This is a genomic window from Chromobacterium sp. ATCC 53434 (assembly GCF_002848345.1).
GTDB lineage: Bacteria > Pseudomonadota > Gammaproteobacteria > Burkholderiales > Chromobacteriaceae > Chromobacterium.
In genome coordinates, this window is the sequence record NZ_CP025429.1 from 3624812 (window position 1) to 3645159 (window position 20348).

Sequence of the window (20348 nt, forward strand, 5' to 3'; positions counted from 1 at the left end):
ACTGTATTCGCCATGCCGACCGGAAGCGTCGTTCCGCCCGACGGCATGGCGCCTGAATTCGAATCCTCATCGCCCGGCCGCCGGCGGCGGCGATGATCATCCGGCGACGGCATCGGCGTTTCGGCTCAAGGCATCGTGGATATATTCCTCCGCTCCTTGCAGCAAAAGCATGCCGATTTCATCGACATGGCGGCACCGCCAGTCTTCATAGCGGCTGCCCTTCACCCAGGTATTGAAAGCGCCCATCGCGGGCCCGCATTGAATTTGATAATCGGCTTTCTGCTCTTCGCCGCCGCGCAGGGCGAGACGCGTCGAATGGATGAAATACCAGCGAAATATCGCCGCCATCCTGGCTTTTGGACTTTGCTCGATCTCGGCGAGGCGCTGGGGATTGCATCTGGCGTAGTACTCCCGCGTTTCCTGCCATACCTGGTCGAAACTGCGGCGGAAATACTTTTCCTGGATCGCTTGACTCACCCTGGGCTCAAGCTCGTCCAGCGACGCATGGCGCCGGTACAGCTCATACAGTTCATTGGCGCGCGGCGGAAACAGCAGGCCGCGGCGCACCACCTGCACGCGCGCGCCCAGTTCGAACATGTCCCCCGCGGGCGCATAGCCGGTGTCGCCGATTTCGACCGTCTGCAGCAGATCCTTGACCTGGCTGCTGGTTCCGGCCTCCACCGTGCACTGGTTGATCGAGCCGGTGACGATGAAATCCGCGCCCATCAGAAAGGCCGCGGCGGCGGCCTCCGGCGCGCCGATGCCGCCGGCGGCGCCGACATTCACCCGCTGCGCGTAACGCCGCTCCCGGCAGATTCGCTCGCGCAGCCTGAGCATCGCCGGCAGCAATACCAGCAGTACGCCCCGGTCGGTATGCCCGCCGGAGTCCGCCTCCACGCAGATATCGCTGGCGACCGGCATCCGGCTGGCGATGTCCGCCTCCGAGGCCGACAAACGTCCTTGCGCCACCAGACGCCGCAGCGCGCTCTCGGGCGGCGGATTCAGAAACAGCGCCGCCACTTCCGGCTGCGATACTTTCGCCAGCACGCGCTGCCGCGCGCATGGCTCTCCGTTCCGCCCGCTGTACGCCCCCTTGAAGCGATACCAGACCAGGCTGTCATGCACCCTCATGAATGCCGATGCCTCGATATTCGGCACGCCCATCGCCAGGCACAGCTCGACGATGGAAAACTCCTGCTCCGGCTGATCCAGATTCGCCAGCAGATTGACGCCGTAAGCCTGCCCGGCCGCCAGCCGCTGCTGAATCTCCAGGATTTCATGCTCGACCCGGTCCAGCCGCATCCCGCCCGCGCCCAGAAAACCCATCATGCCCGAACGCGCCATGGCGACGACCAGATCGCCGGATGAAATGCCCTTGTACATCGAGCCGGCCACATAGGCCTGGCAAACGCCGTATTGCCTTCTGAACTCGCTGGACCCTAACATTCGATTCTTCCTTTTCCCTCTGAGAGCCGGCGCGGCCACGAGACATAAGTGAACACGATGCCGGGCAGGATGCTGTAACAGCCGTCGGCTTCGAAGCCCGCCGCTACCCGGTCGCTCAAATCGGCCAGGACGCGAAAGCGGAACGCCCGATTCCGCGCATCCAGCGCGACGATTTCGACATCAAGAAAGTCGAAATACTTGCCGACCTGCGGGTACAGGCACTTGAAGACGCTTTCCTTGGCGGAAAAAACCATCGTGCAAAACAAGCGATCGGGCCAGATCGAACCATCGCCTCTCAAAGCGCCATTCTCTTTCGCCGACGATTTGATCGCGCAGCAATCGGCAGGTCTGCTCGCCGATGATTCTCTCGGCGTCGATGCCCAGCCCTCTGGCATCGCCGGCGGACGCGACAACGGCCGCGGCCAGGCCCTCGGTATGCGTGATCGAGCCGACCAGTCCGGCCGGCCATACCGGGCTCCGGTCCTCGCCGATCGGCAATTCGCACGGCAGCGGATGCCCGGCCTGCGACAAGGCCTGCATCGCGCAATACCGCCCCGCCAGATAGGCGGCCTTCCGCCGGGCCACCGCCCCCGACAGCGACGGCGGCAGCGCCACGCCCAGGCTGGCATGGCTGGCGGGGCTGTATCGATCGCTGTCGTAAGCGGCCGCTATCAGATTGGGGACCGACAGGCCCACATCGACACGGGCCGTCAGCATGACGGCTCTGGAAATCTTCGCCCCTCGCTCGCCAGCACGCCGCCCAGCATCGCGTCGAAAACCTGCGCGTCGTTTCCATACGGGCTCATCGCGGCAAATATCGCGCGCTGCGATTGGACGCCCAATACATTCCGCGCAAAAGCGGACAAGGTTCCCGACGGGCTCAGATCGACATAGACATGCCCGGCGTGATTCGGTATCGACTGCAGGGTTTCGGCAAACCGTATCGGCGAGCGCAGGACCCGCCAGCCGTGATCGGCGTCGAAACGCGAAACCGGCGCCATGGCCGCAGAGGACCATATCGGCACCCGGGCCTGCGCGGGCTTCAGCGCCAGGCCGGCCCGAGCGGAATCGGGCAAGGCGATCCAGCTGGAATGGAATCCGTAACGAACCGGCAAGCGCTGATGGAGCGCGTTGCGCGCCTGCAGGGCCTTTTCGACCCGGGCCAGGACAGGCCGGCTGGCCGAAATGACGAAATGCCTGGCGTAGTTGACCGCCGCGAGCTCGCAATCGGCAAACAAGGCCGGTTCGGCGTCGAAGAGCTCGACGCCGTCCAGGATCGCCGTCATGCCGGCCTCATCGCAATGCCGGACGATACGGTCGGCCTGTTCCATCACGGCGACAAGCGCGTCCTCGAATTCCGCCAGGCCGGAAATGGCGGCCGCCGCGAACTCGCCCAAGCTGCACCCGACGACCAGATCGGGCGTCAGGCCCCGCTCCGCCAAAGCCTGCGCCAATGCATACTGGATCAGGAAAATGGCCGGATGGGTGTATTCCAGCTGATCGAAACTATCGGATTTTCTTCGGCAGGGATCAAAAATCACATCGAGCAGCGACTCTCCCGCGACGCCATGAAAAATCTCCTCTCCGCGCAGCAGGCAAGCGCGAAAGGCGGCGTTGGCGCCAAACAGTTCTTTCCCCATCTGGAAATACTGCGCGCCTTGCCCGCCGCATAAAAACACCACCTTGGCCCTCGATTCATTGCCGCTCATTGTTTCGAGGTCTCGCTCTTGATGATTTTCCGCAAGAACGGCGTCAGAATGGCCCGCGGCGCCACTTCCTTCCATTCCGTCACGCCCTGCCTCGCCATATAGGCGATGCTCTCCACCCAGCGCACCGGCGCGGTGATCTGCTCGACCAGATCGACCGCCACGCTGCCATTCAGATAAGGCAAGGCCCTTCGATTCGAGATCACCGGCGTATGCAAGGTGTGGAAATAAAATGGCTCGACGAAGTCTTCGAACGCCGCCCTGGCCGGCGCCATGAATCTGGAATGGAATGCGCCGCCAACACTGAGGATGTGATACGAGGCGCCCAGATTCTCAAAAACGCTCTGCGCCATTGCAATATCCTGCGTCGAACCTGAAATGACCACCTGCGTCGGCGTGTTGAAATTAGCCAGATCCACGCCATACAATCCGGCTTCCGACAATGCGTCGAGAATGTCGTCCGCCGACAAACCGACAACCGCGGCCATGCCGCCCCCGTACGAGACGCTTCCCATCAATTCGCCGCGCTTGGCAACCATGCGCAAGCCATCCTCGAAAGAAAACGCGCCCGCCGCCAGCAAGGCATTGTATTCGCCCAGGGAATGGCCGGCATAATAATCCGCCACGCCGGAACCATTGCGAGCCTCTCGCATATGGCTCAGCGCATTGACGACATAGACCGCAGGCTGGGTATACTCGGTTCGATTCAATCGTTGATCCGGATCGGTCAGGCACAGCTCTTCAATCGAATAACCCAAGATATCATCGGCGCGGTCGACCAGATCGGGAAATGCTCCAAACACTTCCGCTCCCATGCCGCGAAACTGGGAACCTTGTCCGGCGAAAATGTATGCAATCATATTGCGGTATCCTTTCAATCCGACAGCGCGCTGCTTAGTTAGATTCCCAGGGAAAAGCCTGTTTCTGGACGAAATTTCTCACGCTCGCGATAACCGACGGCATGGCGGCCAGCCGGCTGGTCTCTTCGACCGCCAGCTGTTCCATTTCCTCGTCTATCATCCACATGCTGCGGAAATACGATTTAAGATTGCCGACCGCCTCTTTCTTGACCCGATTCAATTTGATCCTGAGCCGCCTTTCCAGTTGATCGAGGTCGTCGCCCAGGTAATCGACCAATTGCAGGCGATGCGCCTCGGCGGCCGATAGCGTGTCGGTGGTCAGGCTCATGCGAAACGCGGCCTGGAAGCCCGCCCGCCGGATCAGATACGGGATGACATTGGACGGCAGCAGTCCCCACATCGCCTCGGTCAAGGTGAATTGCGATTCCGGCGTGGCCAGGACCAGATCGCTCGCCGCCACCAGGCCCACCCCTCCGGCGGTCACCGCGCCGGAAACGCGCGAGACGACGACGCACGGGCTTGTCGCGAAGCGCTTCAGCGTGCGCATGTATTTCTCGGTGCTGGCGCGCATCAGATTGATGTCGATCCGGTCCGCCAGCGCGTCCATCTCGTGGAAGTCCATGCCGGAGCAGAAAATCCCGTCTGCCCCCTCGAGCACAAGCATGCGGCAGTCCGGCTGGGACTCCGCCAGATCGAGCGCCTGGTTTATTTCCCGCAGCAGCGTCTGATTGATGGCGTTTTTACTTTCCGGGCGGTTGATCACGGCCCGCATGACGCCGCCGCCGCTCTCGAGCAATAGTGTTTCGAATACCATTTCGGATCGCGCCTTTCAGTGGCCGAAGTGGCGCTCGACCTGAGCGCGGACTTCCGGCAGTTTGAACGTCACATCGTGCATGTCGAGCTCGCGCGCGATCGCCGCGGGCAAGGCCTCGCGCAGCTCCCGCGTCAGGGTCGCCTTCAGCATCCTCAGCGAGGCCTGCGGCTTCGCCGCCAGATCGACGGCCAGCGCCAGCGCCTCTTCCAGCACCTTGGCCCGCTTGACCACCTTGAACGGCGCGCCGCGCAGACTCAGTTCCCGGCCAGTGAATCCATTGGCGCTCAACAGCATTTCGCTGGCCAGCGCCTCGCCCAGCCGGCGGGGGAGCAGGCAGGTGGAGCCGACCCCCGGCGTGAAGCCGTAGCGCATGAAGTTGGCGCTGTACACCGACTCCTCGGCCAGAATCGCGATGTCGGCGTACATGCCGAAAACGAAACCGCCGCCGACCGCGTGGCCGGCCATCGCCGCGATGGTCGGCAGCGGGCAATCGAGCAGCGCCCGGTAGAACTGCCCGATGTCGAACGTCTTCTCCCCCTCGATCAGGCTCAGCAATTCGCTGCGCGTGCCGCCGCAGCAGAAGTACTGGTCCAGGCCGGACACCACCACCACCTTGACGTCGCGGCAAGCCCCGATGTCGGCGAAGGCGCGATCCAGCCCTTCGATCAGCGCGTGGGAAAACATGTTTCTCTCGTCGTGGTCGCGCATCGAGACCTGGGCGACGCCGGCCGCCGGGTAGCTGAGCTGGACGACGCTGTCGCAAACGAGCGCAGTCTGGTCGATCATGAGCGCACCCCGCCGACCAGCACGTGGGCATTGGTCCCGCCGAAGCCGAAGGAACTGACGCCGGCAATGCGCCTGTCGTAGCCGTCGGGCCACGGCTGGCAACGCGTCGGGATGTCCAGCCTGTCATCCTGGCATTCGAGGTAGGGGTTCTTCTTCTGCAAGTTCAGATGCGGGGGGATCACGCCCTTCTGCACCGACAGCACGGTCTTGATCAGTCCGGCGATGCCCGAAGCGCTTTCCAGATGGCCGATATTGGTCTTCACCGATCCGACCCAGCATTGCCGGTCCTCCGGGCGCGCCTCGTTCAGCACCGCCCGCAGCGCGTTGAACTCTATCGGATCGCCCAGCGGGGTGCCGGTCCCGTGCGCCTCGACATAGCCGACCTCGGCCGGCGCCACGCCGGCATCGCCCAGGGCGCGGCGGACCACTGCCTGCTGGGCCGGGCCATTCGGGGCGGTCAGGCCGTTGCTGCGGCCGTCCTGGTTCACCGCGGAGCCCAGCAGGGTCGCCAAGACGCGGTCCCCGTCCCGCCGCGCGTCGGACAAGCGCTTGAGCACGACGACGCCGCAGCCCTCGCCCCGCCCATAGCCGTCCGCGGCCGCGTCGAAGGTCTTGCAGCGGCCGTCCGCCGCCAGCATGCCGGCCTGCGAGAACACCACATTCAGCTCGGGCGTCAGGATCAGGTTGACGCCGCCGACGATGGCCAGGTTCGACTCGCCCAGACGCAGGCTCTGGCAGGCCAGATGGGCGGCGACCAGCGACGAGGAGCAGGCGGTGTCCACCGCCAGGCTCGGGCCGCACAGATCGAAGAAGTACGACAGCCTGTTGGCCGCGATGGCCTGCGAGCCTCCGGTGCCGGAATAGGTATTGACGGTGTCCAGATCGGCCAGGCACAGCCGGATGTAGTCCAGATTGCAGATGCCGACGAAGACGCCGGTCTGGCTGCCGGCCAGCGACTGCGGCGCGATGCTGGCGTTCTCCAGCGCGTCGGCTGCCACCATCAGCAACAGCCGTTGCTGCGGGTCCATCGCCTCGGCCTCGATGGGCGGGATGCCGAAGAAATCGGCATCGAACTGGCTGACGTCCGGCAGGAAGCCGCCGCGCCGGGAAACCATCTTCCCCTGGGTGCCGGGGCGGGGATCGTAGAACTGGCCGACATCCCAGCGCGTGGCGGGAATCTCGGCGATGCCGTCGCGCCCGGCGGTCAGCATGTCCCAGAACGCCGCCGGACTCTCGGCGCCGGGAAAGCGGCAGGCCATGCCGACGACGGCGATCTCCTCGCCGGCGCCCGGCGTCTCGCTCGAGGCCGCCGCGGCGGGCGCCGACGGCGCGGCGCGGGGAATCGCGATGTTGCGGCCCGCGAGATGGCGGCTCAGCGCGGTCAGCGTCGGATAATCGTAGAACAGCGTCGGGCTGAGCGCCGTTTGCAGGCGATCGCCGAGGGCCGCGACCGCCGCGCTGCCCTTCAGCGAGTCCAGTCCGTAGCTTGACCACGGCTCCGCGCAGTCTATCGCCTCCGGACCGATGCTCAGCGCCGAGGCCAGCACCGCGCGCAGCTCCCGCTCTATCTGCTCCGCGCTGAATCGCGCGACCGCGGCGGCGTCCTGATTGGCGGACGGCGGCTCAGCCAGGTCCGGCCGCGGCTGCGCCGTTTTTCTTCCCGCCGCCGCCAGGCTGAGCGTCTGCGCCAGATAATGCCCCTTGGTGGCCTGGCGCTGGATCTTGCCGCTAGAGGTTTTGGGCAGCGAGGCCGGCCTCAGCAGCACCACCTCGTGCGGGATGACGCCATGCCCCTCGTTGACCGCCTGCCGCACCGTCTTGACCACTTGCTCGATATCGAGGCTCGCCAGGGCCTCGCGCCTGACCTCATGCGCGATGACCAGCTTCTCCTCGCCGTCGTCCACGATGGAAAAGGCCGCCCCGCACGTCGGCTGCAGCGCCGGATGCGCCTCGGCCGCCGTCATCTCGATATCGTGCGGATGGTGGTTCTGCCCGCGGATGATGATCAGATCCTTGACCCTGGACACCACGTACAGCTTGTCTTCCCACAGGAATCCGAGGTCGCCGGTGCGCAGGAACGGTCCTTCCCGCGTGTCGCTGGTATAGGCGCCGAAGATCTCGACGTTGAGCGCGTCCTTGTCCCAATAGCCGCCGGCGACGCCGGGACCCGCCACCCAGATTTCCCCGACCTCGCCCGGCTTGCAGCTGCGCCGGGTGTCGGCGTCGGCGATGCGGACCGTCGTCTCGATGACCGGCGCCCCGCAGCTGACCACCGAGTAGGCGTCCGGATCGTCGACGAATTCCGCCCGGTTCGCCTTCAGCGCGTCGCGGGAAAGCTGGAGATAGCGAGAGCCGCCGCGGCGCTCTCCGGAAACGATCAGCGTCGTTTCCGCCATGCCGTAGCAGGGACTCAGCGCCTCCGGCGAGAAGCCGCACTCGCCAAAGGCCTCGACGAAGCGCTCCATGGTCCCCTGGTTGATCGGCTCGGCGCCGCAATACGCCGTGTGCCAACTCTTCAGGTCCAGCCGCGCCTTCTCTTCCGGCCGGATCTTCTGCGCGCAAAGCTCGTAGGCGAAATTGGGTCCGCCGGAATTGGTGCCGCCAAACTCTGTGATCGCCCACAACCAGAGAAACGGCCGCTGCACAAAGGTGGTCGGCGCCATGATCACGCCGTGCTGGCCGACATAAAGCGGGGACAGCACCCCGTCGATCAGGCCCATGTCGTGAAAGCTGGGCAGCCAGGTCACGCTGGCGCCGCCGGCCTGATAGGAGAAGGTGTCCTTCACCGCCTGCAGATTGAACAGCAGATTGCCATGGCTGACCATCACCCCCTTCGGCGATCCGGTGGAGCCCGATGTGTACTGCAGAAAGGCCAGGGAATTGCCGTGGATGACAGGCCGCCGCCAGGACGCCTCCAGGCCCGCCTCGCGCTCGCCATCGGTCAGCAGGACGCGGGTGGCCGCCAGCTTGCTCTCCCCCAGCGCGGCGTTCAGATCGTCCCGCAGCTCGGCGATGGTGAAGACCACCTTCGCGTCGGCGTCGGTGATGATGGCGGCCAGCCGGTCGAAACGGCGCTTGCGCGGCGGATAGGCCGGCACCGGCACCACCCCGCCGTACAGGCAACCGAAGAAAGCGTAGATGAAGTCCAGCCCCTGGGGGAAGATCAGCAGCGCCCGCTCGCCGCCGAGGCCCTCCCGCTGCAATTCGGCGCCGATCGCCCGGCAGCGGCGATCGAGTTCGCCGTAGGTGACCTGGCTGCGCGCGCTCTCGCTCTCGATGAATGTGTAGGCGACGGTGTCCGGCGACTCTTGCGCCCGCATGCGCAACAAGTCCACCAAGGTGCCTACCTGATGCCGCACTTGCATGAGATCGTTCATCACACTGCCTGCTCCGCGTAACGGGTTGCGTCCATGTCGGACTGGATGTGCCGCGCGATCGGTCTGAGCGTCCGCTCTTCCATGATGCTGAAGTGGTTGCCGTCGACGATGCGAATCGACAGGTTCTCGATATAGCGGGACCAACCGTTGTCCGGCTTGGCGCCCAGCCTGTTGAAATCGGCCACCGTGTCCTCGTTGATGAAGGCGTTCAGGTTGTCGATGACCTGGGCCACCTGCTCGCTGGAGTCGCGCTCGACGACTTCCCTGGCCGAGGTCTGGGCCAGCTCCATCGTCTGCTTCGCGGCGCGGGTTTCCAGTTGCTGGTTGGCCTTGAACAGAACCGCCCGGCCCGGATAGGGACGGGGCTGGTAGACGACATTGGAGATGCGTTCGACCGCCAGATTGTTCTTCAGCAGATCGCGGAACGACGCCACGCCGCCGGGCAGCATCGAATGCTTCATCACATTGTCGATGGCGACCGTCTTCTCCTGCTCGTTCATCACATAGCTGTCGAGCAGATACAGCGTCTCGACCCGCTCGCCGGCGTCGAACAGCTGCTGCGCCATTTCGAAGGCGACCATGCCGCCGCGCGACCAGCCGCCGAGGAAGTAGGGACCGCGGGGCTGCACGCCGCGGACATGCTTCAGATACAGCGCGGCCAGTTCGGTGATGGTGCGGATCGGCGCCTCGCCGCTGTAGAGGTTGTAGGACTCGATCGCGTGCACCGGCTGCCCGCCGTCCAGATAATTGGCCAGCTTGATATAGCTTTCCGCTCCCGCCCCGCCCGGATGGACCAGGAAGATGGGCGTGCCCGGCATCGCGTCGTTGAAGCTCAGCATCGCCCGGTAATGGGACGCGGCCGCCGGCGGAGGCGGCGCGGCTTCCGGCGTGCCCTTGAGCACGATCCGCGCCTTCGGCGGCTCCTCCGCCGGCGGCGCGACAGGCTTGAGCGCCGGCCGCGCAAGCGTCTCTACGGGCGCGGCGGCAGGCTGGTCGCGCACGGACGCCGGCGCCGGCGTCTCCTGGCCTGCCACCGCCAGGAACACCACGTCGACCACCTGCCCGACCTGGGAGGCCGAATACAGCGCCGCCGCGCTCAGATGCAGACCGAAGGCCTTGTTGACCGCGACCACGAACTGCATCGTCATGATGGAGTCGACGCCCAGTCCGGCCAGTTCCGCGTCCATTTCGATCTGCTCGGCCGGCAATAGCAGGATCTCGCTGAGGATCCCGATGGCCTTGGCCTCGACCTCGGCGCGATGGACCGTCGCCGCCGCCGGGCTGGCCGCGACCGCCGCCGGTATCGCCTTGACCGGGCGGGCGGCCTCCTCCGGCAAGACTTCCGGCAGGACGACGCCGGTGGCGGCCTCGGCCGGCGCGCGCGCCTGGCGGTCGAACCAGAAGTGCTCGGTCTCGAATGGATAAAGGGGCACGTCGATCGCCGGGCCCTCCGCGCCCAGCCGGCGCCAGTCCGGATTCGCGCCCTCGACATAGCATTGCGCGATCCGCATCAGTTGCCGCCGCGCCTCGTCCGCTCCGCTCGCGGCGTCAAGCGCCTGGTAGAGCGCCGGCAAATCCTCCCCGGCGGACGCCCGCGCCTTGGCGTCGGCCGACACGCCGAACGGCGTTTCCCCCCCGGCCAGCACGGCGTCCAGCGCCTGGATCAGCTCCCGCCCGGACTGCACGACGAAGGCGGCGCGCTTCTCCCAGTGCGCGCGCGTGGCGTTCAGCGTAAACGCCAGCCGCTCGAGATCCGCTTGCTCCCGCCCGTCCAGCCAGGCGCGCAGCTCGGCCAGCCGCGCGCGTTGCGACGCCTTGCTCTTCGCCGAAACGGCGATCAGCGTCCATGGCGCCGCCGCGCTTCCCGCCTGCGCCTGCGCCGCCGGCGCCTCCTCCAGCACCACGTGGGCGTAGGTTCCGCCGAAACCGAAGGAGCTGACGCCGGCGCGGCGCGGCGTCCCGTCCCGCGCCGGCCATTCGAGATTGCCGCGCGGAATGAACACCGGCCCGCGCTCGAGCTTGACATACGGATTCAGGGTCTCGAATCCGTGCATCGCGGGGATGGTCTTGTGCTGGATCGCCAGCACCGCCCGGATGACGCCGGTGATGCCGGCGGCGCCTTCCGTGTGGCCAATCTGGGCTTTCGCCGTGCCCAGCGCGCAGAAAGCCTGCTCTTTGGTGTGTTCGGCGAAGGCGGCCTTCAGCGCCTCGATTTCAATCGGGTCGCCCAGCGGGGTGCCGGTGCCGTGGGCCTCGACATAAGCCAGCGAGGCGGGGTCGATGCCGGCGCGCCTCCAGGCCTCCAGCAATACCTGGGTTTCCATCTTGACGCTGGGCGCCGTCGGCGACGGCGTATGCCCGCCATGCGCCACCGCCGATCCGGCGATGACCGCGTGGATCCGGTCGCCGTCGGCCAGCGCGCGGGCGTACGGCTTCAGCAGCACGACGCCGACCCCCTCGCCCGGCACATAGCCGTCGGCCTGCTGGTCGAACGAGTGGCAGCGGCCGGTGGCGGACAACGCGTTGATGCTGGAGAAATAACGATAGTGCCAGGAGCTGAGCAGCAGATTGACGCCGCCGACGAAGGCCATCCCGCACGCGCCCCGGCGCAGGCTGTCGCATGCCATGTCCAGCGCCACCAGCGACGACGAGCAAGCGGTGTCCAGCGTCAGGCTGGGGCCGCGCAGATCGAGGAAGAACGACGGCCGGTTCGCCAGCATGGTCGCGGCGTTGCCGGTGCCGTCGTGCGGCGCCACCGCCTTGCCCTGCAAGCACATTTCCTGCGCGTAATCGTAGAAGCAGCAACCGATGAACACCCCGGTGGCGCTGCCCCTGATCCGCGCGCCGTAGCCGGCGTCCTCGGCGGCGTGGTACAGCGCCTGCAGCACCAGGCGCTGCTGCGGGTCCATCGTTTCCGCCTCCTTGCGGGAAATGCCGAAGAAGCCGGCATCGAACGCCGCCACGTCGTCGACGAAGCTGCCCCACTTGCAGTAGGTCTTGTCGGCCTGGTTGCGGCGCTCGTCGAACCAGGGTCGATAATCCCAGTGATCGGCGGGCACTTCGGTGATCAGTTCCTTCCCGGCGACGGTGTTTTCCCAAAAGGCCCCGAGATCGGCCGCGTCGGCATACCGTCCGGCCATGCCGATGATGGCGATGCGGTCGTCGCCGCCGGCAAGCGGCGCGTCGATCCGGGAAGCGTCCTCTTTGTCGCCGGCGGCGCTTGCCGGCGCCGGACGCGCCGCCCTGGGCGCCGACGCCGGCTGAGCCGCCGGCACGGCGGCATCGCCCGGCTGGCCGGCGTGGAAATGCGCCCGGAAGGCCTCGCCGTGTTCCCGCTCGAGGAAAGCGGCCAATTCCGCCAGATTGGGGTATTCGAAGAACACTGTCGGATAAAGATCGAAGCCCAGTTCCTTCTCGATCTGCGAGGCCATCGCGATCAGGCCGGACGACTCCGCCCCGAGGTCCATGAAGTTGACGTCGGGCGCGATCGGCCCCGGCCGCCCGATCAGCTCGCTCAGCTTGCCGGTCAGATACTGCTCGATTTGCGCGCCCAGGCCGACGGCGGCGCTCGCCTCCACAGCCTTCTCCTCCGTCCGGCCGTCCTCGCGCGCCGCGCCGGTCCGGATGCGCTTGCAGGTGACGCCGACCATGTCGACCGTCACCGTGCCGTCGGCGTCCAGCAGGCGGATGTCGCACACCGTGACCTCCTCGTTGACCTTGGAAAGGCTGGCGAGGCAGTAGCACGCATTGGCCACCTGGCCATACACCGTCAGTTCGCGGATCATCAGCGGAATGAACGGCTGCGAGCGCGTCTCCGGCGGAAGCAGCACGGCGGAAGCCATGATCGCGCCATCCAGCAGCGACGGATGCAGGCTGCCGTACGGCGGCTCGGCCGCCATCTCGTCCGACAGGACCAGCCTGCCGAGGGCCTGCTCGCCCTTGACGTAAATCTTGCGCACGCTTTGCAGGGACGGACCATGGACGATCTGCTCGTTCTGGCCGTAGATTTCCCGCGCCAGCACCACCTTGGCCGGGGCCGTCATGAACGGCTTCAGGTCCACCGCCGCCGGTCGCGGCGCCGGCCGGGGGTTGAACGCCCCGCGCGCCGCCACGCTCGCGCCGTCCTCGTCAGGCGAGCGATGGCGCGCCGACGCCCGGCACAGCACGGCAAACTCCCCGTCTCCGCCCTGTTCCGACACCGAGACCGAGACCTCGCGGCCCTCCGGCAGGACGACGGGCTCGACAAAGGTCAGCCGGCGAACGCCATACGCCGCGCCATGCGGCGTCTTGGCCCGGACGAAGTCCAGCGCCAGCGCGGCGTGCGTCACGCCCAGCAGGATTCTCTGCCGCTCCACCAGGTGGTCGCGCACATAGGAATCGTGATAGGCATAGCCGCGCGCCGACGGCGACGGCCTGGCCCCGCCCTTGGCCTGCGCGTCCCGCAGCGCGCGTATCCGCTCCAGCGCCCCGGCGCTGGACAGCTCGCTGCGGCCGACCTGGGCGTAAATCTCGCGTAGCAACTCGTTTTTCATCGGTCCTGCCTCCCGCCATCAATATCAAATATCGAGTATTCGGCGCTGCTGAGCCGCACGGCCTCTTCCGCGTCTATCTCCCCGCGCTCTATCCGCTGCAGGATGTCGGCCAGAAAGCGCTCCTCCGAGCTCATGCCGCCGTCGTCCGGCCCGAACCAGAACCGCTTTCGGTCGAAACGGGTCGGCGCAAGCGGCGCGCGCGGCGCGCCGACCGCCGGCGGCGCCTCTTCGACCACCATGTGGCAATTGGTGCCGCCGAAGCCGAACGAGGAAATCGCCGCGCGCCGCACGCCGCGGCGCGGCTGCCAGTCCTGGGTTCGATCGACCGGATAAAACGGGGAAGCGGCGAACTGGAACCGCGGATGCGGCTCGTCGCAATGCAGCGTGGGAACCAGCTCGCGGTGCTGCAGCGACAGCATCACCTTGATGAAGCTGGCGACGCCCGCCGCCCGCATCAGGTGGCCGACATTGGACTTGACCGAGCCAACGCCGCAGTAGCCGGTCTCCTCGGACTGCTTCGCATAGGCGCGGGTGGCGGCCTTGATCTCTATCGGGTCGCCGAGCAGCGTCCCGGTGCCGTGCGCCTCGAAGTACGAGACGGTGTCGGCGCCGACGCCGGCCTTGGCCAGGGCCGCTTCGATCACCTCCTGCTGAGCCTCCTGGCTGGGCACAGTCAGCCCCATCGTATGCCCGTCGTTATTGACCGCCGACCCGAGGATCACCCCGAGAATCCGGTCGCCGTCGTCGACCGCCCGCTGATAGCGCTTCAGCAATACGATGCCGGCGCCCTCGCCCAGCACCAGGCCGTGGGCGTGCTTGTCGAAGACCGAGCAAACGTCGTCGTCGGACAGCACATTGGCGCGGCTGAACGAGACAAATTGCTTGTCGTCGAGCAAGAGGCCGATGCCGCCGGCCACCACCATGTCGGCGGAACCGTTGAGCAGCGCGTCGCAACCGTCGTGGATGGCGATCAGCGAGGAGGCGCAAGCGGCGTCTATCGTCTTGGCCGCGCCCTTGAGGTTGTAGAAATCGGCCACCCGGGCGGCGACCATATTGGAAATCGTGCCGACGACGGCCTTCGCCAGCTGCCGCTCCGACATCAGGCCTTCCGCCCGCTCGATATAGCTGCTTTGCGAGCAACCGAGAATGACGCCGATCCGGCCGCCGTCGACATCGGTCCGGGCATAGCCGCTGCGGTCGAACAGCTCCTGGGTCAGCTCGAGCATGATGCGCTGCTGCGGATCGATGATCAGGGCGTCCTCGTCGGAGATATTGAAGAACCCGTTGTCGAACAGGTCGACGCCGTCGATGAACCCGCCCCATTTCGAATACGACCTGCCCGCCGCCTTGTCGGCGCTGAACGAGCCGTCGACATCCCAGCGGTCGGCGGGAATCTCGCCGACCACGTGCCGGCCGTCCCTCAGATTCCGCCAGAAGCCTTCCAGCGTGGCCGCGCCGGGAAAGCGGCAAGCCATGCCGATCACCGCGATGCGGTCGTCGCGCGCCGGCGCCGCAACGGCGCGCGCTTCCTCGCGCCGCTCAGCGCCATGCGGCCCAGCGTCGGCATCGACGGCGGTGACCGGCGGCGGCGAATCGCTCGCCGCCGGAATCAAGCCGGCCGACTGCAACGCGTCCGCCAGCGAATGCAGCGTCGGGTTGTCGATGATGATGCTGGGCGGAACCACCGTGTCGAAGCGCTGCTCGATGACGGACAGTATCTTCATCATCTGGATCGAATCCAGGCCGAGCAGGTGGAACTCGGTATCGGGATCGAAATCGCCGGCCTCCAGCCTCAGCGTCGCCTGGAAGATAGCGGAAAGCTCCGCCAGGACGCCGCCGGCCGCCGCCGGCGCGGCCTGCCGCCGCTCGGCATCGGGACGCGTAGATCGCGGCTCGGGCCTGGCTTCCGGCGCTTGCCCCACGCCCAGATAGCGCGCCACCGCGTCCGCCTTGCCGCCGACCACCGCGGCCTGATGGCAGCCGCTGGCCAGAATGGCGCGGAAGGCGGACAACCCGTCCTGCGTCGCCAGCGGCTCGATGCCGAAAGCCTCTCTCAGCCGGGCGACGCCGTTCTCGTCGATCCGCATGCCGCCGTCCTGCCACAGCGGCCAATTGATCGAAACCGTATGGCCATGGCACTTGCCCTGCCGCCGCTGCGCCTCGCGCCAGAAGGCGAAGTGGTCCAGGAAGGCGTTGCCGGCGGCGTAATCCGCCTGCCCCACATTGCCCTTGATCGCCGCCAGCGAGGAAAACAGCGCGTAAAAGTCGAGATCGTGCCCCAGCGTCGCCTCGTGCAGCTTTTGCGCGCCCAGCGCCTTCGGCGCCAGGACCCGCTCGATCCCGTCCCAGGTCTTGTTGACCACCAGCGCGTCGTCGACCACCCCCGCGCTGTGAATGACGCCATGCAGCTGGCCGAAATCGCGATCGATCTTCCGCACCAGCGCCTCGAGCTGCGCCCCGGCGGCGACGTCGACGCACTGGTAATCGACCTTGCCGGCCCCCATCGCGCGCAGCGCGTCCAGCTTGGTGTCGATCAGGTCGTCCCGCACCCGGCGGCCAAGCAGAATCAAGCGGGCGCGGAATTCGGTGGCCAGCCAGCTGGCGAACAGATAACCCAGCCCGCCGACGCCGCCGCTGATCAGGTAGACGCCGCCATGCCTGGGCGCGATCTTCCCGCCGGCCTGCGCGATGGCCCCGATCCGCCGCAGCGAGGCCAGCCGTACCCGGTCCGGGCTCAGATACTCGATATGGCGCGGCGCGTTTTCCGCAAACAGCTGCCGCCGCAGAATGTTCAACAGCGCGGCCCGCGCGCGGCAGCCGGCGGCGATGCCGACCACCCGCATATCGTATTGCGGCTTCTCCCGCGGCAGGCTCTCGGCAAAGCCGGACACCATCGCGTCGAAGCACACCGCGTCGGCCTCGCTGTCGTAAGCGTGGACGATGCGGACAGCCCTGACCTTGGCCCGCAGCAGCGCCTGGGTCAGCGCGACCGTGGCCCGCAACGGCTCGAATCGCCGCTCGTCGGCGGCAGGCTGGGCGCGCCCGGCCTGCTCAAGAGACCAGAGCTGCAGCACATGCGACGGCTGGATGCCGCCGGACTCGAGGTCTGCCAGCAACAGCGTGAAATCGCCGGGCCGCGCCGGATCGAGCCGATATTGCCGCGGCCCCTCCTTGGCGAACGCCGCCCCCGCGCCGACGGCGATCACAGGCGGCGTCTCCGCCCCGGAAAACCAGGCTTGCCGGATGACGTCGGCCAGCCCGTCCTGCCCGCCCAGCACCAGCAAACCGCCAGGCGCCACGGCCTCGGGCATGGCGGCGACAAGCGCCGACTCCTCCCGCCTCGTCTCGCAGACCAGCACCTCGGGCGCGTCGCCGCCGCCCGCCGGTTGATAACGCCGCACCGCCAGGCGGCGGATCGCCAGCAACACCTTTCCGTCTTCGGCGCAGATGCGGATGTTGAAGCGGCGGATCGCGTCGCCGGACCGGCCTTCGGCCGCCTCCGGCTCGATCACCGCGTAAGCTTCCCCGGACACCGGCGCGTACAACTGGACCTCGTCCATGCTGAAGGGCAGGAAGGTGGCGTCGTCGCCGCCGGCGTCGTAGCCTATCAAGGCCTGCAGCGCGCCATCCATCAGGCCCGGCGCCAGCACGGCGTCGCCGCCCGCCCCGATCTCGGCCAGCTTGGCCACCAGCGTGCTTCCCGCCCGCCGGACCCAGCGCACGGTCTGGAAGCCGGGGCCGTAGACGATGCCGCGCCGGGCGAAGCCGGGATAGATGTCGGCGGCAGGCACGTCCTCTCGCGCGGCCCTCAGCAAGGACGCCATCTCGGACACCACCGGCCGGGCGCCGCCCGCCGCGTCGGTCCATGCGCCCCGGCAATGCACGACGGTTTCGCCGTCCTGCTCCGATACGAACTCGAAACGGCCGGGGCCCTCGGTCCGCAAGCGCAGCTCGCCGCCGGGAAACGCGAACGGCCTGATCCAGACGCAGCCGCCGAATGACGACGGCGGCTTCCCGTAGCCGGCCAGCGCGCCGCGCGCCAGCTCCAGATACATCACCGCCGGCAGGATGGGTTGGCCCGCGATCCTATGATCGGCCAGGAAAGACTCGCGCCCGGAAAACGCGAAAGCGGCGATCTGCCCGTCGGACGGCAAAGCCTTTCCGCCGGCGACCGGCGCGGCCTCGACCAGCGCGGCCCGGCCCCCGGCGTCGGCCGCGCGGCCGGCCGGTTGCGCCATCCAGCAGCGGCGCCGCTGGAACGGATAGGTCGGCAACGGTATCCGCACCGCGTTCTCGCCGGCGTGCAGCGACGCCCAGTCGATATCGAAGCCTTTGACGTACAGGGCGCCCAGCACCGCCAGCTTGCGCGCGTAAGCGTCGGCGTCCAGCGCGTCCGCCTGCCCGACCTGGGCGCTGACGATGGCGGCCATCTCGGCGAACAGCAGCTCTTCCGCGACATCCATCGTCCGGGACGGTCCGGCGCCCATCATCGCCTGCGGGCCATGGCGGCCGTTCAGCGCCTCGTCGATTCTCGGCGCCAGATCGGCCACCGACGACGCCACCAGCGCGCAACGCCAGGGGAAATGCTCGCGGCCACGGTTCAGCGTGAAGCTGAGCGCGGCCAGATCCGCCGCCTCCGCGCCCTTGTCCAGATAGGCTTTCAGCTCAGCGAGGCGCGCGGTCAGCGCCGCCTGCGTCCGCGCGGAGACCGCCACCAGATACGAGGGCTTGCGCGGCGCGGCGGACGGCGCCGCCAACCGCGGCGCCTCGTCGACGATCAAGTGCGCATTGGTGCCGCTGAAGCCGAAGGAGCTCAAGGCCGCCCGCCGGACGCCGCGGGCCGGCGCCGCCCACTCCGCCAGATCCGTCTGCACGCAAAAGGGGCTGTTGTCGAAATCGATATGCTGGTTGGTCTTGCGGTAGTTCAGCGACGGCACCAGTTGGCGGTGCTTCAGGCACAGCAGTATCTTAATCAGCCCGACCACCCCGGCCGCCGCGGAGGTGTGGCCGACATTGCCCTTGACCGAACCCAGCGAGCAGAAACCCTTTTCATCGGTAAACGACCGGAACGCCGCGGTCAGCGCCTCTATCTCGATCGGATCGCCCAGCTTGGTTCCGGTGCCGTGCGCTTCGACGCACTGGACGCTTGCCGGATCGATCGCGGTTTTTTCGTACAGCGCCTTCAGCAGCGCCGTCTGCGACAGCACGCTGGGCGCCGTGATGCCGTTGGTTTTCCCGTCCTGATTGGTGGAGGAGCCCCGGATCACGCCGTGAATGGTGCTGCCGTCCGCCAGCGCGTCGGCCAGCCGCTTCAGGATCACCACGCCGACGCCTTCGCCGGGGACGATGCCGTCGGCCCGGTCGTCGAACGGCGCGCAGACGCCGCTGGGCGACAGCATGCCCAGCCGGCTCATGCCGATATAGGACGATTCGGTCAGATAGCAAGTGACGCCGCCGGCCAGCATCATGTCGGCCTGTCCGCTGCGCAGCGCCTCGCACGCCAGGTGGATGGCGACCAGCGACGAGGAGCAGGCGGTGTTGACGGTCAGCGCCGGCCCCTTCAGGTTGAGGAAATACGAGATGCGGGACGACATCATCGAATCGGCGATGCCGGTCACGCCGTATTCGCTCAAGTCCTCGCCGGAGCGCAGGATCAATTCGTGATAGTCGTTGTTCATCACGCCGGCGTAGACGCCGGTCCGGCTGCCGCCGATATCGGCCGGCGTGTAGCCGGCATGCTCCAGCGCGTTCCAGCAGCTTTCCAGGAACAGCCGCTGCTGCGGATCCATCCACGCCGCCTCGGTCGGCGAGATATTGAAGAACAGCGGGTCGAACTGGTCGACCTCGTCCAGGAAAGCGCCCCACTTGCTGTACGTCTTGCCCGATGCGCTGGCGTCGGCGTCGAAATACTCGTCGACGCGCCAACGCTCGGCCGGCACCTCGCCGACGGCGCCGACGCCCTGGCTCAGCAATTCCCAGAAGGCCTGCGCGTCGCGCGCGCCGGGCACGCGGCAAGACAGGCCGACGATGGCGATATCGTCGGCGGCGGCCCGCGCGGGCGGACTCGCGGGCGGCGCGGGAGGCTGCCGCAGCTTGATCTCCGCGCGCGGCGGAGCCGGAACCGGAGCGGGGTCGGCCTTCGGCGCGCGCTTCGACTCGGCCTTTTCCTCGCGATGGGCCTGCCGCAAGCGCGCCGGCTGGCGCGCGGCCTCGGCCTGCGGACGAGCCAGGCCGGCGACATGCCGCGCCAGATCATCGATGCAGGGGTAGTCGTACAGCACGCTGGCGCTCAACTTCAGCTCGAACTGGCGGTTCAGGCGCCGGACCAGCTCGACGCCCAGAATGGAGTCGACGCCCATGTCCAGAAAGGTGCTTTTCTCATCCAGGCTCTCGACGTCGACCAGCAGGCACTCTGCCAGCAGTTCGCGCAATGCCCGCCGGCTGTCCGCCAGCAGCCGCGGCGCGCCGGCGGCGCCGTCCTCCTGCCGGCGCCGGGACGCGTCCGGCCGCGCCTCGACAAGCGGCTCGGCCGCCCGCTCCGCGGTGGCAACCGGCTCTGCGCCGCCGGCCTCCGGCTGCGCGGCCGGGAGGCGGCCATCATCGATATGTCGGGCCAGCAACGCGATCGACGGGTAGTCGTAAAGCACCGTGCTGCTGAAGGCCAGACCGAATTCGCGGTTGATTTTCTTGACGATTTCCACGCCGAGGATGGAATCCACCCCCAGCTCGACAAAGGTCTGCTCGGTACCGATGGAGTCCGGCTCAACCATGAGGCTGTCAGAAATAATCCTCTGCAACTGCTGGTTCATTCGCATGCTGGATACGCT

Annotated in this window: 10 protein-coding genes; all 10 read right to left on the reverse strand. The window is 67.2% G+C overall.

Features of this window, described 5'->3' with window-relative positions; translation table 11 throughout:
• Positions 1-96: 96 nt before the first annotated feature.
• Genes CXB49_RS16035 through CXB49_RS16075 form a run of 10 tightly spaced genes read right to left on the reverse strand, consistent with a single transcriptional unit; the run spans position 97 to position 20336 of the window.
• Positions 97-1485 (reverse strand): PfaD family polyunsaturated fatty acid/polyketide biosynthesis protein, encoded by a 1389-nt coding sequence (locus CXB49_RS16035; RefSeq protein WP_158300906.1) that lies wholly within the window; start codon positions 1483-1485, stop codon positions 97-99.
• The gene (locus CXB49_RS24485; RefSeq protein WP_369826497.1) at positions 1440-1700 is read right to left on the reverse strand and encodes a 4'-phosphopantetheinyl transferase superfamily protein; all 261 of its coding nucleotides are present in this window, start codon (positions 1698-1700) and stop codon (positions 1440-1442) included. Before CXB49_RS24485 ends, CXB49_RS16035 begins: the two co-directional genes overlap by 46 nt.
• A complete protein-coding gene (locus CXB49_RS23660; RefSeq protein WP_158300908.1) occupies positions 1627-2163 on the reverse strand; it encodes a 4'-phosphopantetheinyl transferase in 537 nt (178 codons plus the stop codon). The genes CXB49_RS24485 and CXB49_RS23660 overlap by 74 nt, the downstream gene beginning before the upstream one ends.
• A complete protein-coding gene (locus CXB49_RS16045; RefSeq protein ID WP_158300909.1) occupies positions 2157-3155 on the reverse strand; it encodes an acyltransferase domain-containing protein in 999 nt (332 codons plus the stop codon). The genes CXB49_RS23660 and CXB49_RS16045 overlap by 7 nt, the downstream gene beginning before the upstream one ends.
• On the reverse strand, positions 3152-4012 hold the full coding sequence (gene fabD / locus CXB49_RS16050; RefSeq protein WP_101709333.1) for an ACP S-malonyltransferase: 861 nt from the start codon (positions 4010-4012) through the stop codon (positions 3152-3154). The genes CXB49_RS16045 and fabD overlap by 4 nt, the downstream gene beginning before the upstream one ends.
• A gap of 34 nt (positions 4013-4046) precedes the next feature.
• Positions 4047-4826, reverse strand: a complete 780-nt coding sequence (locus tag CXB49_RS16055; RefSeq protein WP_101709334.1) for an enoyl-CoA hydratase-related protein — start codon at positions 4824-4826, stop codon at positions 4047-4049.
• Between the two features lie 15 nt (positions 4827-4841).
• Positions 4842-5612, reverse strand: a complete 771-nt coding sequence (locus CXB49_RS16060; RefSeq protein ID WP_101709335.1) for a polyketide synthase — start codon at positions 5610-5612, stop codon at positions 4842-4844.
• Positions 5609-8989, reverse strand: a complete 3381-nt coding sequence (locus CXB49_RS16065; protein WP_101709336.1) for a beta-ketoacyl synthase N-terminal-like domain-containing protein — start codon at positions 8987-8989, stop codon at positions 5609-5611. Before CXB49_RS16065 ends, CXB49_RS16060 begins: the two co-directional genes overlap by 4 nt.
• Positions 8989-13521, reverse strand: a complete 4533-nt coding sequence (locus CXB49_RS16070) for a beta-ketoacyl synthase N-terminal-like domain-containing protein (protein ID WP_101709337.1) — start codon at positions 13519-13521, stop codon at positions 8989-8991. Before CXB49_RS16070 ends, CXB49_RS16065 begins: the two co-directional genes overlap by 1 nt.
• Entirely contained in the window at positions 13518-20336 is a 6819-nt protein-coding gene (locus tag CXB49_RS16075) for an SDR family oxidoreductase (protein WP_101709338.1), read from the reverse strand. Before CXB49_RS16075 ends, CXB49_RS16070 begins: the two co-directional genes overlap by 4 nt.
• Positions 20337-20348: the final 12 nt, after the last annotated feature.